Consider the following 17,135-nt stretch of genomic DNA (forward strand, 5'->3'; position numbering starts at 1 on the left):
CGATTTCAAGTTGTTTGGCTATATCAACAATTAGCTGCTTTACTGTCTTCTCCATCGACGACTACCATGTCATCCTCGCCTATTTAACAAGAGCAAGAAGGATGAAAGGCTGTTTCTGCGTGTTGGCGAATGAATGCATCCCCATGAGTCTCGACCGACTCGATGATTGGGGTGAACGAACGTAGCCAACACTGCTTCAGCTTCAGGTCGGAATGGTATTATAGCCAGTCTGAATATCCAGCATCCACGGTTTCCCACTGGGGCCTAAAATCGCTTTTTTATCTATTTTTCCGACGGCGGTTTTGGGTAGATGGCTGACGATGTGCAGTTCATCAGGAAGCTTAAATGAGGCGAGATTACGCTCTTTTAAAAACTGACGGAGTGCTTGTAATGTCAATCTAGAGTCTTTGGAGATGAGTGCGACACCGATCCGCTCGCCTAAATAAGAGTCGGGTACTGCAACCACTGCGACCTGCGCTACTTGAGGATGAGCTAATAAATGCTCTTCAATTTCATCCGTAGCAATACATTCCCCAGCTCGATTGACCACATCTTTAATCCGCCCGGTCACGGTGAGATATTGGTCGCTATCCATGCGCACTTTATCACCACTGCAATAAAAACCATCTGGAGTGAAAGCCTTTTGATTGTGTTCATTCGCTCGGTAGTAACCACGCAAGGTATAGGGGCCTCGCGTCAGCAATTCGCCTTCTTTTCCCTCGCCAACGGGATAACCTTGAGGGTCGACTACTCGAATTTCATCGAGTGCACAGACTGGACGACCTTGTCGAGACGCAATAATTTCAGGATGATCGCCCAAGCGAGTGCAACAGATAAGGCCTTCCGCCATACCAAATACTTGTTGTAGAGCATTAGGGAAGGCTTTTTGAATGGCTAAAGCATCAGTGTAGGCCAGTTTCGAGCCTCCAACTTGTATCAAGCGTAGGCTTGAAAGATCGCTTTCTTCCCATTGTGTGGCTTCTGTCCATAATTGAGCTAAGGATGGCACCAAAGCGGTGGCGCTGATTTGGTGCTGTTCAATTAACTCAAAACAGTGGTCTGGCCCCGCGTGTTGGGTAAACACGACCTTTCCACCTTTGGCGAGCACCCCTAAAAAGCCCGGGCAGCCGAGTGTGAAATTGTGTGCAGCTGGCAGCACGGCAAGATAAACATCCCGCTCATTTATCTCACTTGCCTGACAGCAACAACGAATATTGAACAGGTAATCGTTGTGGGTGCGAGGGATAAGCTTGGGTAGTCCTGTCGTGCCACCAGATACCAGAAATAGGGCAGGGTGGCCTGGATTTATGGTAGGAGCTATCAGTGGTGAGTGAAGCTGAATATTATTAAGAGAATGGTGGTTACCGTGCTCACCAAACAGATAAACCTGCTGTAAGCCTTGGCAGTTGGCTATTAAGTTATTTGCCAACGCCGCACCTTGAATTTCTTCACTAATATACGCTTTGGCATCGCCGAGCTGAGCCAAGTGTTTGATTTCAGAAAGCCCATGAGCAGGCAGCGCCAAAATAGGTACTAAACCAGCTCGTAGAGTGGCAAAAAGAGCGATTGGCAAACGGCAAGTATTTGAGAGTTGGATCACCACGCGCTCACCCACTTGCATTCCATCGGTTATCAAACGATGCGCGATACCATCCGCAGCGTTTAGCAGTGCTTGATAAGTTAGCTGATGATGCTCATCTAGCACGGCAATCTGCTCACCGTATTGTTCAACACCTTGAGTTAATAGGCACCAAAGCGGTGCGTCTTCCCAAAGTCCTGCTTGCTGATAACGCATCGCTTGTGCGGTTTGGTAGCCGATAAAGCCTCGGAGTAAATCTGCTGTCATTGGCCGGTTTTTCATGCGACTGCCTCACTGATTAAGGAAGATGAGTTCTGTGCATCGCTGGTTTCAAGGACTAAATGATTGAGTACACAGGCCATTTTTTCACAAGTTTCTTCCCATTCTCGTTGAGGATTAGACAAACTGATAATGCCAGCTCCGGCTTGAAGCAGAGAAACAGAACCCGTTTTGTATCCCGCCCTTAACACCAAAGCCGCATCGAAAAATCCATTGCGGTCTGTAATGAATACGCTACCGCTGTACAGTTTTCTGGGTTGTTTCTCAAAACGAGCAATCGCGGCAACCGCCTCACGTTTAGGAATGCCAGAGGCAGTGATGGAAGGAAAGAGGACTCGGAATGCATCCCATGCGGATTTGTCTGTGGCGAGCTGACCTTTTACTCGCGATGCTAAATGTTGCACGCTACCTCTTTCTGATACGGTCATAAATTCAGACACATGAACGCTTGAGGGATCACAAACCTGTTCGAGCTCTTCGATAGCCAGCTTGACGGAAGCGGCATGTTCGGCAATTTCTTTAGGATCGTTAAGCAGTTCGTTCTTTAGCCTTGCTGCGTCGGTTTTATCTTGGGGTAGTAAGCGTGTTCCGGCCAAAGGTTGGGTGCTCAAGGTCCCCCGCTCATCGACTTCTAAGACTGTTTCTGGTGAGAAACCAAATGCTTGCATGTTATTTAGCTTGAGCATGAAAGAGCGAGCTGGCGTGTTGTTCATTCTACCGTTAATAAAGCTTTTGGTTATGTCGATATTGAACGGCAGTATGGCTGGCCGAGATAAAATCACTTTCTTGTATTGGTTGGCTTTGATTTCATTGATGGCTAAATCGACTGCCTGCTGATAGTGATGTTTCACTTCAATGCCACCAACAATATCCTGTTGAGAGCAGGATTTACTTTGCAGAGGCAATGGCGACGGTAAGTGTGATACTCGAGTAATGATGGCTTGAATTTGCGCAAGTAGTGAGCTTTCAAAGGTACGAACGATAACGTGAGTGGTCGTAACGCGTAATTCGGTTTCGGCTACAAACAATTCCAGAAGTGGATGTTCACACTCTTGTTGTGGTAAATCGTGAGCGAAGCGACTGAATTCAAAATCAGCGCGGCCGAAGAGTCGCCAGTCCTCTCCACTCAGAGTTTGGGTTGCACGATGAATATATTGACACAGATGATGAGGGTTTACCTGTGCGACCTTTCCTTCAAAGTCACAAACTTCGCTTCTATGGTTGACGGTTAATTGCAGTCGTTTATTGATGCCGATCGCCCATTCATTCTCATGCTCATAGACCAGATATTCATGACAGAAAGAGGCCGAGGTCAGTTCAGCAACGAGTTGGAGTGGATGACATTGATGTTGCAATACCAAAGAATGTAAATATGCCGTATGAATGTTAGCCATGTTGTTCTCCAGAAACGTTAGAGTAATTCATTAATGTTGTTGGTCGATGCTCCGACCTTGTTACTGTTGGTTCGCTAATCTTGCTGAGAAAGTGTTCAGGGGTTGCTGTGATGTAAAAGTGGTCACCTGATATGGCTATCAGTGTTGGTTTGTCATCGATTGGCATCAACCATGGTTGCCATGCAGCGACTTCGGACTCCCAAGCTTCAGGGTCATGTTCGCCAAACACGAGTGTGCATGGGGTGTACTGTAGACATTTCGATGCTGTAACTTTTTGGTGGTAGTTAACTTGTTGGTGGTAGCACTCTGTGGCTAAAAAATCCGCTCTCAACATGGGTAGAAACAGCGGGAGTAGTTCAGGGTGCTGCTTGAGTATCGGACTGCCGCTGCCAATCGCGATCAGTTGGTCAATAAAGTCATCATCATTGAGTTGGCTCAATCGTCTTCGACTGCTTAAATGCGGGGCATGGCAGGCAGAAAGGATCAGATTTTTGATCGGTGATAGGGCTCCAAAACTGCTCTCAAATCGATGACATACTTCATAGGCCACTTGTGCCCCCATGCTATGTCCACAGAGTATTATTCGAGTCTCTTTAGTGAAGGTTTGATCCGCTATCCAAGTCTTCAATCCCTCAGCAACATCCTCTGCTATTGCTTCAATACTCGTAAGGGGGCGCTCTCGCATTCGATGATCTCTGCCGGGGTAAGTGGCCAGCAGTACCAGCGTTTCTTTTGCTAGTGCATTGCAGTCAAGTGACATCCATGTTTTAAATGCACTTAAACTGCCTCCAGCAAAAGGACAAATAATCCATATTTCACGAGGTTGGGCACCATTCTGATAAAGTGTTTTGAACACCTGATTCATATCTCCACCTCTTTGGTCACTGCGCGATTGAATCGAAATGAAATTCGTGGTGGTGGAGTCATGGTCCTTTCTTGGGGTTGTCCACATAATGTGAGAATGTCTTCCCACAGTTTAGCAACCTTGAGTTGGTGACAGATAAGCAACAATGGCGCGGTGTCTTGCCCATCAATTAAACGGCAAAACTGCTCTAAAGTGTTGCATACCCCTTCCGGTCCGAATTCTTCAAACAGATCTTTAACGAGGCAGGGGTGGTCGTAAAGTGTTTGCGTAGTCGGTTGATTGAGATAGTCTCCTTCAGCGAGGCTGACTACCTGATACAGGCTTTGCTGGTTATTCTGGTGCTTTTCGGCATGAAGCGCTGGTGTCCAATGTATCGGGCCATAGCTATCAACCATCGAAAGATAGCCAGATTCCCACCCTAACATAAGACGATGCATGGCGAGGCTGTGCATATCTGGATCTTGTGGATCCAGATAGTTTTGTAACTGCAACAGATAATCACCGTGAGGAGATTGAAGACTAATCAGATCAAAACGGTGTTGTTTGCCTAATTTTATAGGTTGAATTTTGCCATCGTGGCCTAATGCCAACAGCAGTAAATCCAATGTTGAGTAAAGCAACTGCCGACTTGTCGTAATATTGCCGTAGCTGGCGGGCTGGCGCATTTGCAATGAGACTTGCTGTGCGCTTGAAATCATGGTTTGCCCTGCTTGAGACGAACTATAGAAACTGTTGACTCGGTATTGGACTCCACATTGCTCTGCAAGCGCATGATGCCGTTGTAATTCTTTCGCTGACACGGGATGCTCTTGCAAAACATGAATATGACGTTTGAGCAGCTCTTCGACCAATACGTTACCGCCCCCACCGATAACGGAGGCGCGAACAACCACGCAGGCAATAGCAATATCCTGAGGCAACTGTGACACCTTTTCATACAGTGGTATACCAAAGGCAGTGGCCAGATTCTTTGAACGCAGGCTACCTTGGGACAGAATCCCTGCCAGTTCGAGATCTGGATGAGATTCGATAAAGGCATTTAGGTACAGTTCGCCAAATTTAGCCCCAACGATAATGACTTTCTTACGACTCTTCATTTTCTAGCTCTTTTACGTTTTGTTGGTGGAACGAATTTATTGAATGTGAAGGGTGGCCGAGCAGAGTAGAGATCTCGTGCGCCAGTGTTTTCACATGAGGTTGTTGTAGTAGGGTGTAGTGATCTCCCTGCATGCGATGAATGATGGGATGACAGCAATCACTCCAACCATGGCAGCGGCGTTCTACCATCTCAGGATGTTGGTAGCGCATAAAATCAAGCTGTGAATGGTTTTGTGCGCTATAAAGTGTGACGGGGAGCGTCTCCAAATAAGGTGGCTGATAGTCGAGCATGGCACGCAAGTTTTGCTGATAGATTGCTAGCAAATCAGCAAAACTTGCACTGTCTAATAAGCCTGATCCCGTCTCTAAAAATGCCTTGGCAAGCTCTGCGCAAAATTGCGTCTCTGATTCGAAGTTCGAAATCACATGCTCTTTCAGCGCCGGGAATCGGCCAATACAATCCGCGTAGAAGTATTGGCGGATCGACGCCTCGGTTAATCGCTGATTTGGGTTTTGGCTTGGTTTATAACTATCAATCAAGATGCAGTGGCTGACCTCTTCGCCCTGTTCCATGAGTTGTCGAGCCATTTCAAAAGCCACTACTCCCCCAAATGACCAACCTGCCAGCTGGTAAGGGCCAGTTGGCTGTACGTGGCGAATCATAGATAGATAGTGTGCGGCTAAAGCCACAATGTCGGTTTTTGGCGCAGATTTATCGTGTCGATCTGGGTAGGCAAGTCCATACAAAGTGATCTGGTTGAGCTCTTTAGCTAATGCCTGATAGCTCAATAAGTGTCCGCCAATCGGATGCACAATAAAGAGTGTACGGTTTCGGTTCCTGCCATTTGATGAGAGTTTTACTGGTGCATGATGGAGCGGTTGAGTTTGCTCTGTCAGCAAGGTGGCGAGGCGCTCAACCGTATCATGGGTTTGTAACTGCCCTGCGGTGAGAGCAAGGTTTAAACGGTGATTGATTTGGTTAAGTAAGCGCACGGCGATCAATGAATTTCCGCCTAGGTCGAAAAAGCTCTGATTGGCCGGAATAGGGGCGAAATTAAGGCATTCAGACCAGATCTGAGCCAGAAGTTGTTCCTGCTGTGAGTGCGGCATGCGTAATTGTTCTGCGGCAAGATGGGCATCTGGGCGCGGTAGTGCAGAACGATCCACCTTACCGTTAGCCGTCAATGGAAGGTGCTCTAAGGTTATGATCTGGCTTGGACATAAGTACTGGGGCAACAGTCGGCGAGCATGATCCAGTAAAGCCTGATTATCACGTCGACTGTGGGGGGCGTACTGAATATAAGCCACTAAACGTGCACCATTTTGCGCCGTTCTGTCTGGCTGAACGATGGCATCTAGGATGTCTATTCCGCTCGCGTTGAGTGCACACTGACGTAGAGCATTTTCCACTTCACCAAGCTCAATACGATAACCGTTAATTTTGACTTGTTGATCGTTTCTGCCCAGAAACTCAATGTTACCATCCGGTAAATAGCGGCCTAAATCCCCCGTTTTATACAAACGCTGGCCAAGAGTTGGATGTTCGATAAAAGCGAGGTCGGTTTTTTCTTGATCATGCCAATAGCCGCGAGCGAGACCAAATCCACCAATGTACAGCTCTCCTGTAACCCAATCTGCACAAGGATTGAGCTGTTCATCGAGCACATAAAATTGTTGATGAGTGAGCGGTTTTCCATAGGGAATACTGGTGTGTGTGGCATAGCTTTTCTCAATCGGATAGCAGATAGACCAAATGGCGGCCTCGGTAGCACCACCTAAGCTGAGCAATTTAGCCTGAGGCATAAGGGTATTCAGTCGGTCTGGTAAGTTGACGGGTATCCAGTCGCCACTCATCATGATTTGACGTAAATGGGGCAGCGGATTTGAGCGATTTTCTAGTAAATCTACCAATAACTGTGCGAAGGCTGGCACACTATTCCACACCGTAATCGCTGACTGCTGAGCTAAATGCAGCAGTGCTTCAGGATCTTGACTTGGCGATGTCTGTGGTATTACCAATCTTGCCCCACAGCTTAGGGTGGAGAAAATATCAAACACAGAGAGATCAAAATTGAGAGAGGAAATCGCCAATACTCGGTCACGATGATCGAGTGCAATACGCTGGTTAATATCGAGCAGGGTATTGATTACGGCACCATGCTCCATCATTACCCCTTTAGGTTGGCCAGTGGAGCCGGAGGTGAAAATGACGTAAGCCAGATCGGTTGGTTGGTTTGCCACGGGGATAAAATGTACTTTGGCTTCTGTCATTAACGCAGGGATTAGAACTCGATAGTCATCGGTGCGGCAAGGCTCAGAGCTATCGCTGATAATGGTTGAGACTGCTCCTTGTTTAAGCAGAGCTTGGATACGAGGTTCAGGATAAGCGCCATCAATGGGCATATAAGCTTTCCCTGCCAACAGAATGGCGAGAACAGCGACTACCTGTTGCCATCCTTTGTTCATCACAACCGCCACTAATGGTGCATCATCTTGTTGTTCGATAAGCTGCGCAGCTAAGTGCTGAGCAGAAAACCAAAGTGTTTGATAAGTCAGTTCTAGTTCGCCTTGCTCAATCGCAATTCGCTGTGGGTGCTGTTCCACACCGAGCCTTACTAAATCGCACAATGTGGCCACGCAAGCCGTAGTTTGGTTGTCTAAAACCAATTTGAGTTCACCTTGTGTCGCATTGACTTGATCACGCTTCTGCTGTTGTGTTGGGGGGAGTGCTAGGGCGAGAGGCTGTTGCCAGTCTCGGCTTGTAAGCGTTTCTAACGTGTGGGTATAAGTGGCAAACATGGCTTCAAAAACACCGCTTTTTAAGTAGTTTTCTTGAATCGTCCATTTGATGATAACGCCGCCGCATGGTGACGGAATCAACATACTGTCAAGGTAAACATGGGGGGTTTGTGCACCAAAGGCATTGAGCTTGCAATAAGGTAATGGTCTATGTTGCCCAACCGATAAGGTGTCGTTAAACACCACTGGCATGCCCGCATTGAGATTATGATTATGGCGGTTTTTTTCAGTTAACACCGATTGACCATCAAATAAGGAATGTGCCATATCATCGGCCATCTGCTGTTGAATTTGCTCAACAAACGCGAGCAATGAACCGGGTTGGGTTCTTACTTCAAGCATGGATGTGGTTGAAAGATTACCAATGACGTCGACGGATTGAGGCAGCATAGCCGGACGGTTACTGTGCAGTATATTGATCGCAAAATGCTTCTGGGCACTCCAATGGCTGATCACAAGGCAAAATGTGGACAGCATACTCATTGACGGCAATAAATTATGGGCAAATGAGACGGCTTGGATCTGACTCCATTGTTCAGCACTGAGGTGGTGAGTAAGTACACTTTGTGCTAAATGCTCTGAGCGTTTATCCGCTAACGGCAGTGTTGGAGCTTCTGGTAGTGTCGGTACTCGGTCAAGCCAGTAAGCTTGAGCTTGTTGGTAAGGCTCAGACTGTTTGAGCTGTTCAAGCTCAAGGAGATAGTTGTCGATACTCATCGTTGGCAATGCTAATTCGATACTCAGATCGTCATACAGTGCAAACCATTGTTGAAATAGAGTATTGAGGCTTTTGCCATCAGCCACGACCAAATCGAGTACCAAATGTACCAAAGAGGTTTCGCCGTCTACCTGCAGGATGCTGATATCAAACAGAGGCCATTGATGTGTCGCTACACCTTGGGCGGCGATCTGCGTCCTTGCTTCATCAATCCAGCGTGTTTTTTGTGGTTCATCCCATGAGCTTAAGTCGATAAACTGTGGTTGATACTCTGGCACTTGGCGATGAATATGATATTGACCAGCATTGATTTCACCGCGTAATTGGTCGTGTAATTGCACCAGTCGATTCCATGCTTGGGTGAGTCTCAGACGATCAAGATGCTTAATTTCAAGCTCTGCATAGAAATGGGCCACACCATTTCCCAAGGAAAACAGGGTATTTTCACCAAGCCAGTAGGCATTTTGTAGCGGCGTGAGTGGGTAATGTCGAACGCAAACGCCATTTTTCTGTTGTGTTGTATTATCTTGGGATTCAAGAGTGGTGTTTGGCTCAATAATGTCCGTTTCAACGGTTGTCGTTGTAGTAGGCAGGGCACTCTCAAATTGGCAACAGAAGTCTTGGAATTTCGGATGCTCAAACAAGGACTGTAAGCTCGCTTGTTTGATTCCTGCATGTTGTAGTGCCACGATCATCTTTGTTGCCATTAAACTGTCACCACCGGCAAGGAAAAAATCGGTGTCGTGGTTAATCTCACCATGTAAAAACGTTTGCCATATACTTTTTATCTGTTCTATTTGTTGCTGATAGGACTCAGACTGACCTAAGGTCTGCGGACTATGTTGCGGACGTTTTTGGGTTACTATCAGATGCTGACGTAATGCCGATGCATCACTGTTGGGATAGCTCAACTGTGGATCTAAACCTTGTTCCGCCAGCAGGGTAAGCCAAGCAGGTTGTGTGAGCATGCCACTTCCAGTGGATTGGCGAAAATCGTTGAATGCGTTGATTCCTTCAATAAACCCAACCGTCGCCAACTGCATTGGGCTGTGTTGATCGGTCGCCTCAATCAAAATCAAATAGCCATCATCGGCCAGAAGAGCGCGTAGACCTTGCAAACATTTTGCAAGATCGATGGCATCGTGCAGAACATTGACGGCCAAAATAACCTGATATCCACCATCCATTTTTAGTGCTTCATCAATGGGTTGATTAATATCAAATAGCCCATAGCTTACCTGTGGGTACTCAGACAATAGTTCGCGCGCTTCATGAAGGAACAGACGAGACACATCGGTAAACTGATAGTGGCGAATCGTTGAAGAGGCGAGGCTTAATACCTCTCGAGTGGTGGCTGCAGTGCCAGCCCCGACTTCAAGTATATTCAAACCTTGCGCCTGCTGTTGGCCAAGGGCATAAATGGCACGCGCGGCACTTAAATTCAATATTTGCAGTGATGGATTGCAGCGGTAGAGGCTATCGGTGATCGCCGGATCAGAAAATAGCAACTCGAGTGCAGAGTGGCGACCATTCAACAAAGCCGGGTGTTGCTTGAGGCAATCCTCAAGATAGGTATCCAAACGCTGACACCAAGCTTGTTGAGGCAAAGGTAACCCCGGTGCTTTGGGGAAATCGTTTTGGAAGCGATACTCTCCTTCCTTCTCTGTCAGCACGCCCTCTCGACATAACTGATCTAACCAAAGTTGGATAAGCTTATGATGTTTATCAGTCACTTTAAGTTGTTGAATAATTTGTGGTGCGCGATAAGCTTGCTCCGGCGAGGTAAATAACTGGTGATTGCGTAAGGTTGTCCAGATCCCACACAGTGCTCGATACTCAAGCTGCGCCCACGCTTGTGTCACCTCTTGTACAATCTGTGGTGAAATTTCGGGGAGAGACATGTTGTGCCAATCAAGGGTGGATTCGGCGATGACGTGATCAGGCGGCAGAAGGGGGTGCTGAGGCTCTGGTTGAGTCAATGAACGCTCGAAAAACTGCGGGTCTGCCGCACACTGCTGCAGCAAGCCTAGATATTGGTTGAATAAGTTTTCCAACAGATCTGGCGCCAGTACTCCGGCCATGCAATACCAGTTGAACGCCAAATCACCTTCAATTTCCATGATTTGATGATCAAGCCAGACTTGTGGGGTTTGACTCAGAACATAAACCGGATCTCCTAGTAAATGGGTCATGGCTTGTTCGATATCCATGCCATCCATCGACATTCCCAGCATGCTAGTAAATACCACCGGAGTTAACGGCAGTGCCGCTTCTTGCTCACTGAGCTGACCGGAGGATTTCCAGTGTTTGGCTAGTTCGCGGATCACCTCAACCCCATTGACTTGACTATGACTTAAGCGTTGCCAAAGTTTGCTTTGGGTTTGTAAGATACGCTGTTTCAAATCGGTGCTTGAGTCGTGTTGGAAATCCATTAGAAGGACTGAGGTGAAGTCACCAATCAGATCTTGGACGGCCTCATGAAAAGGCTGACGATTAAAGAACGTCATGTTCAACGTAAAATCAGGGCTTGCAGTCCAATTGGCCAAGGTATGCGCAAATAGGGTCAGTAGGCCAGCTGAAGGGGTTACCCCCCATTGTTGCCAAACCGATTTTAGCGTTTGCCATTCAGAGTCGCTAAGGCGGCCTTCTAAGGTAATAAATTCCGGAGCATGGTGTTGATAATCCGAGTTCAGTGGCAACTGAGGCGCTTTAGGCAGAGTTGGGATCGTTTGTTGCCAGTAGTGCCATGAGTTTTGCCACTCGGCAGTATGGCGTAACGTTTGCTCATGCATCACGTAGTCACGGAAAGTGATCGGCAGAGGCTCTAAGTCTTGGCCTTGATAGGCGGTGGCTAAATCATCCATCATGATTTTGAAGCTTTGTACATCAAACTGCAGTAAGTCGAGGTTTAGGTGCAAACGCACCTTTTGCTCAGATAAGCGGCTGAGTTTGACATCAAAGAGTGGCCAGACATCCGCAGCCCGCACCTGATGACGCATTTGTTGGCGTATTTGTTCAAGCTCAATGTGTTGTGCTTTTTCTGAGAGTGAACGTAAGTCTCTCTCTACAATCGGAAAATAATCAACCTCGGCGTGAACAACTTGTTCTCCTGCATGATTGACTGTCATGCGCAGCATGTCGTGACGCTTGATTAAGGCATTCCAAGCGGCTGCAAATTGTTGTGTGTTAAACTCGGCAAGATCCTTATCCCACTCAAAGACGACGTGACAGGCAATACCGCCATATTGAACCCAGGGTTCACGACCAATCCAATACGCGTGTTGAATAGGCGTCAGTGGGAAGGGGGTATAGCGGTTGTGAGGATCGCTCACAAAGTGTTTGAGCATTGAATCCGATTCCGGTGCAGCAGGGATTCGGGCGATCGCTTCCACCAAGCCTGAAATGGTTAAGTTTTGATAGGCTTGTTCTGCACCGATCTTGACTGCGAACTGTTTTTGAATAACCGCACTAAGCTCAAGAAATTGCAGAGAGTCTAAGCCTAATTGCAGTAAATCTTGATCGACTCGAATTGGTGTATCATCACTCATACCCAATTGGTAACGAAGTCGTTCCGTTAACCATTGACCTACATCGCTCACTGTGGGGTGCGTTAGCGGCTCGGTTGATGCCAAGCAATCCACTGCATCTATCGCCGTGTTTATTGGGTTAAGATAAGGCTGGAAATTAGCATGCTGAGGTTCGATATTCATTGCCAGCACGAAAGGAGCGCCACTGAGCAGACTTTGACTGATCTGCCACAAACCTTCTTGTACGTTTAAGGTATGCATACCTTCTTTGGCCAGTGTATCGAGAAGCGCTGAATCGGCGGTCATTCCGATGCTATCCCAAGCTCCCCATCCAATACTCATCACGCGGCAACGGCTGCTGTCCTGTTGGGCGAGAGCATAGCCATCTAAGAAGGCATTGGCTAACGCATAAGCACTTTGTCCAACCGCACCCAGTGAAGCTGCGGAGGATAAACCCAGTAAATATTGGGCTTCTTGTGCTTCAAGCCATTGGTGTAGTGCGACAAAAGCGCGGCATTTGGTTTGAATAAGTAGGCCAGATTGCTGAGGATCCCATTGATTGATGAGGCCTGTTAGCGATGTCCCCGCAGCATGAAACGCACCTATGATAGGCAAAGTCCGCGGCCAATCATTAAGCATTCGTTGCAGCTCCCCTTCTTGGCTCACATCGCAAAGCAAGGTCATCACCTGACAGCCGAATCTGGCTATGGTTTGGCAAAACTCAGGCCAATCGCTGGGTTCTTGTCGCCCAATCACCGCAATATGGCGGGCACCGGATTGTGCTAGCCATTTAATGATGTGTCGGCCTATGCCCCCCATACCTCCAGTGACAAGATGCCAACCTGAAGTCGTAAACCAAGAGGAAGGGATGAGGTCAGGCACGGTTTTGGCGTGCACCAATTGAGGTATCCAGTAGCTGTTGTTGCGATAAGCTATCTCAGTCGCTAGATGGAAAGGAGCAGAGTTTAAAGCCTGACTCAGAATCAGGGCTTGATGGTGATGATTCCCAAAGGACGGTTCAGTATCAAGTAGATAGATACCTTGATGTTTGTGTTCAGCACGAGCAACTCGCAGCAGAGACATCAGTGCCACTTTCTCGGCAGTAACACTTTGCGTTGCATCTGTCGCCATGGCTTGTGAGGTCAAAACATACAGCGTTGTAAAATCAGCGCTTAGTGATTGGATGACTTTTTCAGCGCACTCGACAAGCTCACCATCAGGCAATACGAACAGGCTGACCGTCTCATTGACACGGTAAATCTCCCCTTGACGCTGTAGGGCTTGTTGGAGATCAGACTCACTAACGTTGAGCCTAGCTTGGCTCACGGCGACTGGCAGCCACTGCCACTCATAGCGCTGATGGGGGCTTGGTAACAGCGCGTGTGGTTGAGAATCATCAAAGTTTGGGGTTTGAACCTGACCTATCCAAGCCCATTCTCCTGAAGTTAAGCATCCTCTTAATTGATATTGGATTTGTCCCCAGAGTTGAGTCGTTCTGTGTACAACCAGTTGCGTTATTGTTTTAGGGTCAAGAGATGGCGCTGCAACAATCAACCAGTCACTACGCTCTTCTTGTACGAAACTCGGCATATGCAGGGTGATGAGTTGATGCCAGTCTGATTCTGTTGGTGTCATTACCCAATCTACATAGAGCAACTGCGTTTGATTGCTGAATGGTATTGCTAGGTTTGGCTGAATAGAAGGAGTCAGTGGACTGAGCAAACGCTGTTTTATTTCTGCCACTTGTTTTTTAAGTTGCAGTGGTGAAGTGTGATAACAACGTAATACTTGCTTAATACGCGCCGGAGCCTCGCACAAGGCTCGGATATCGCTCAATGGCACTGTCGCTGGCTCTTGATTGGTGGCCAAAGCATCACGCAGCCATTGCGCAACCACGTCTGTGGCTGGCAAAGGCACGGCGGTGAATTGATAACACTGATGCTCTTGTTGCAAGTAGCCGTGTTCAAGTAAAGAGTCTAAAAGTGTTGTGATCAGATCTCGGTGTTTTGGTAGCAAACGCCCCCCACGGATCAGATCGCGTAGAGTAAAACGAGGCTGAGCCGTACAAGAGTGAATCAAATCGCGGATCACACAACAGCGCAGCATCGGATAGAGAGCCGCGATTGTGGTGGGTGGCGGTACGCTCAAGGTTTGCTTAGGCAGTGCAGTTTCGATTGTTTTGACATCGGAGGTTGGATACCAATATCTCTGTTCATCGAACACATACAGAGGCAATCGACAAGGTCGACCCTGCAGCGCGAATAGCGCGGACCACTTATTATTGCAGCCCGCGACAAAAAGAGCGGCTAAGAGTTCAGTTTCTAAACGCTGTGTAGGGATGCTAGGGTGAGAGGTACCTAGCCATACACAATCTGTTGACCATGTTTCACGTTGCCCCATGGCTGTGAGGTGTGCACTTGGCCCCATTTCGACCAACAGCTTAGCCTGCTTGGCTAAGGCTGACTCTATTGCACGCTGGAATTGTACAGTATCACGGACATGACGGGTCCAATACTCAGCGTTGAACGATGCCGCATCATCGGCGACCTGTCCTGTGACACTAGAAATGAGAAGTATAGTACCTTGCTTTGCGGTTATGGGAGCCGCAAACTCATGAAACGACGCTAGCATTTCATCCAATAGGCGTGAATGTGCGGCGCAGGATACGTCTAACTTTTTATAACGAATGGCATGCTTATCAAGTTCCAGTATCGCGTTGTCGACAGCCCGTTGATGGCCGGAATATACCCAATGCTGCGCGCCATTATGCGCGGCCAGATCGAGTTCGCGCAAAGCCGGTATCGTCTCTAATCTGTTTGGCTTAGCGAAAATCGCTAACATAGAGCCCGCTTGGCGTTGCGCACATAAGTGCATCAGCCGTCCTCGTTCGCTGACAAGCGCAATCGCTTGTTGGTGAGTGAGGTATCCTGACACCACACAAGCAGCAAATTCACCTACCGAATGGCCCATCACCATATCTGGCCTAAACCCTTTACTTTGCCAGTGAGCTGCCATCGCGATTTCAAAAGCGACAATCGCTAATTGTGCGTAGTCGGTACGTTGGAGTAATTCTGTGCGGTGACCGAATAACGCATCAGTAAGCCGTATTTCTAAGCTGCCGAGCGCATATTGTTGGCTCAGTTCGATGCTGTCACGAAATGCGGCGCTGCGGTGATATAACTCTTGTCCCATATTGGCCCATTGGCTGCCTTGGCCAGTAAAGCACCACACCACCTTGCCTGTTGCTGAAGGCTGGCCAACATGTAAATCACGGCCAGCTTGCCCTGTTAGCGCGAAATCACGTAGGGCCTGAATTGCCGCAGAATTGCAATCAATTGCCAGTCGATAGGGGAGATCTAATACTCGCTTTAACATGGCGGAGTAAGCAATATCACTGTGGTGTGTTGGCTGTTCTAAGCGTGTGGCATATTCACCGGCCAGTTTACGTAGCGAGGTTTCACTATTGGCGGAGATCAGTAGTTTTGCATTTTCGGATCGAGGATTGAGGGGCGTAGGATCCGTCAGCTCAGGGGTCGATTGCACAATCATATGGCAGTTGGTACCACCGATACCAAAGGAAGAGACCGCCGCAGTGCGAGTTTCGCTCGGCCAATCAATGGTAGTAGTCGCAAGCTGGAAACCAGAACCTGTAAGCTCTAGAGCCGGGTTAGCTTGAGAAACATTGAGTGAGGCCGGGATTTTGCGGCGCGATACCGATAACACCGTCTTGATTAAAGAGGCGATACCTGCCGCTGTGTCCAGATGCCCGAATCCGCTTTTTACTGAACCCAAAAAGCAGGGTTTAGCTTCAATGCTGCGTTGATAAGCTTGTTTGATGGCTCGAACTTCGATGGGGTCACCGAGTTTAGTGCCTGTACCATGAGCCTCGATCATCTCCACTTCATCGGGTAATACATCAGCCAAATGCAGGGCATCGGATAGCACTTGTGCTTGGCCTTTTACCGAGGGCGCGGTAAACCCCACTTTATCCTGACCATCGTTGTTGATAGCACTACCGCGTAACAACGCCAGAATAGTATCACCATCGCGTCGCGCATCCTCCCAGCGTTTGAGCACCACACAGCCTAGCCCGTGGCCACCAAAAGTACCATTGGCACCGATATCAAAGGGGCGACACAGCCCATCTGGAGAAAAGATCATACCGGGTTGGTACAAGTAGCCTGAGCTTTGAGGAAATGACACAGCGACACCGCCCGCAATCGCCATATCGCATTCCCCCGAACGCAGACTTTCACAGGCGAGGTGGCAGGCGACCAAAGAGCTAGAACAAGCCGTTTGAACAGTAAACGCAGGACCCGTTAAGTTAAATTTATGGGCGACTCGCGTGGCAAGATAATCTTTATCGTTACCCAATAAGGCTTGCAGCCCCTTGACTTGGCCAACTTGAGCGACATCAAAATCGGCAAAAGAAGGGTAGGTACTGGTACGAATCGAGCCGAAAACTCCAGTTTTCGATTGAATGGCGTTTGGGGCATACCCTGCATCTTCAAGCGCATGCCAAACTATCTGTAAAAATAGCCGCTGTTGGGGATCAATAGAGAGGGCTTCAGTGGGCGAATAACCAAACAAGCTTGCATCAAAGTAGTCTGGATTATCAATAATGGCACCGCTTGGCACGAAGTTCTCTTGCGCGGAGAGCGAAGTGGTTATTCCAGCCGCTTGTAGCTCTTGTTCCGAAAAATAGCTTTGCCCAGAAATACCATTCACTAAGTTGTGCCAAAATTGCTCCGCATTCGGTGCTTTCGGAAAGCGGCAAGCCAGTCCGATGACGGCGATTGGGTCACTGTTGCCAAAGCAAGGGTCGAGAGTGTTCATGGTTATCCTCGTAATTCAGTTGCAGGGTGGTCAGTTTCGC

At 48.1% G+C, this 17,135-nt stretch carries 5 protein-coding genes; all 5 read right to left on the reverse strand.

What is annotated here, in order from left to right; all coding sequences use genetic code 11:
- Positions 1-202: 202 nt before the first annotated feature.
- Genes AACV32_RS03175 through AACV32_RS03195 form a run of 5 tightly spaced genes read right to left on the reverse strand, consistent with a single transcriptional unit; the run spans position 203 to position 17,095 of the window.
- The gene (locus AACV32_RS03175) at positions 203-1,861 is read right to left on the reverse strand and encodes a (2,3-dihydroxybenzoyl)adenylate synthase (protein ID WP_017050343.1); all 1,659 of its coding nucleotides are present in this window, start codon (positions 1,859-1,861) and stop codon (positions 203-205) included.
- A complete protein-coding gene (locus AACV32_RS03180; protein WP_017050344.1) occupies positions 1,858-3,252 on the reverse strand; it encodes a salicylate synthase in 1,395 nt (464 codons plus the stop codon). Before AACV32_RS03180 ends, AACV32_RS03175 begins: the two co-directional genes overlap by 4 nt.
- Positions 3,245-4,117 (reverse strand): thioesterase II family protein, encoded by an 873-nt coding sequence (locus AACV32_RS03185; protein ID WP_017050345.1) that lies wholly within the window; start codon positions 4,115-4,117, stop codon positions 3,245-3,247. Before AACV32_RS03185 ends, AACV32_RS03180 begins: the two co-directional genes overlap by 8 nt.
- Positions 4,114-5,214 carry a thiazolinyl imide reductase gene (locus AACV32_RS03190; protein WP_000842273.1) on the reverse strand — a complete coding sequence of 367 codons (1,101 nt, stop codon included), beginning with the start codon at positions 5,212-5,214 and terminating at the stop codon, positions 4,114-4,116. Before AACV32_RS03190 ends, AACV32_RS03185 begins: the two co-directional genes overlap by 4 nt.
- On the reverse strand, positions 5,201-17,095 hold the full coding sequence (locus tag AACV32_RS03195; protein WP_170895650.1) for a non-ribosomal peptide synthetase/type I polyketide synthase: 11,895 nt from the start codon (positions 17,093-17,095) through the stop codon (positions 5,201-5,203). The genes AACV32_RS03190 and AACV32_RS03195 overlap by 14 nt, the downstream gene beginning before the upstream one ends.
- Between the last annotated feature and the right edge of the window lie 40 nt (positions 17,096-17,135).

This window comes from Vibrio sp. B7 (genome assembly GCF_963888765.1).
In the GTDB taxonomy this organism is placed as follows: domain Bacteria; phylum Pseudomonadota; class Gammaproteobacteria; order Enterobacterales; family Vibrionaceae; genus Vibrio; species Vibrio anguillarum.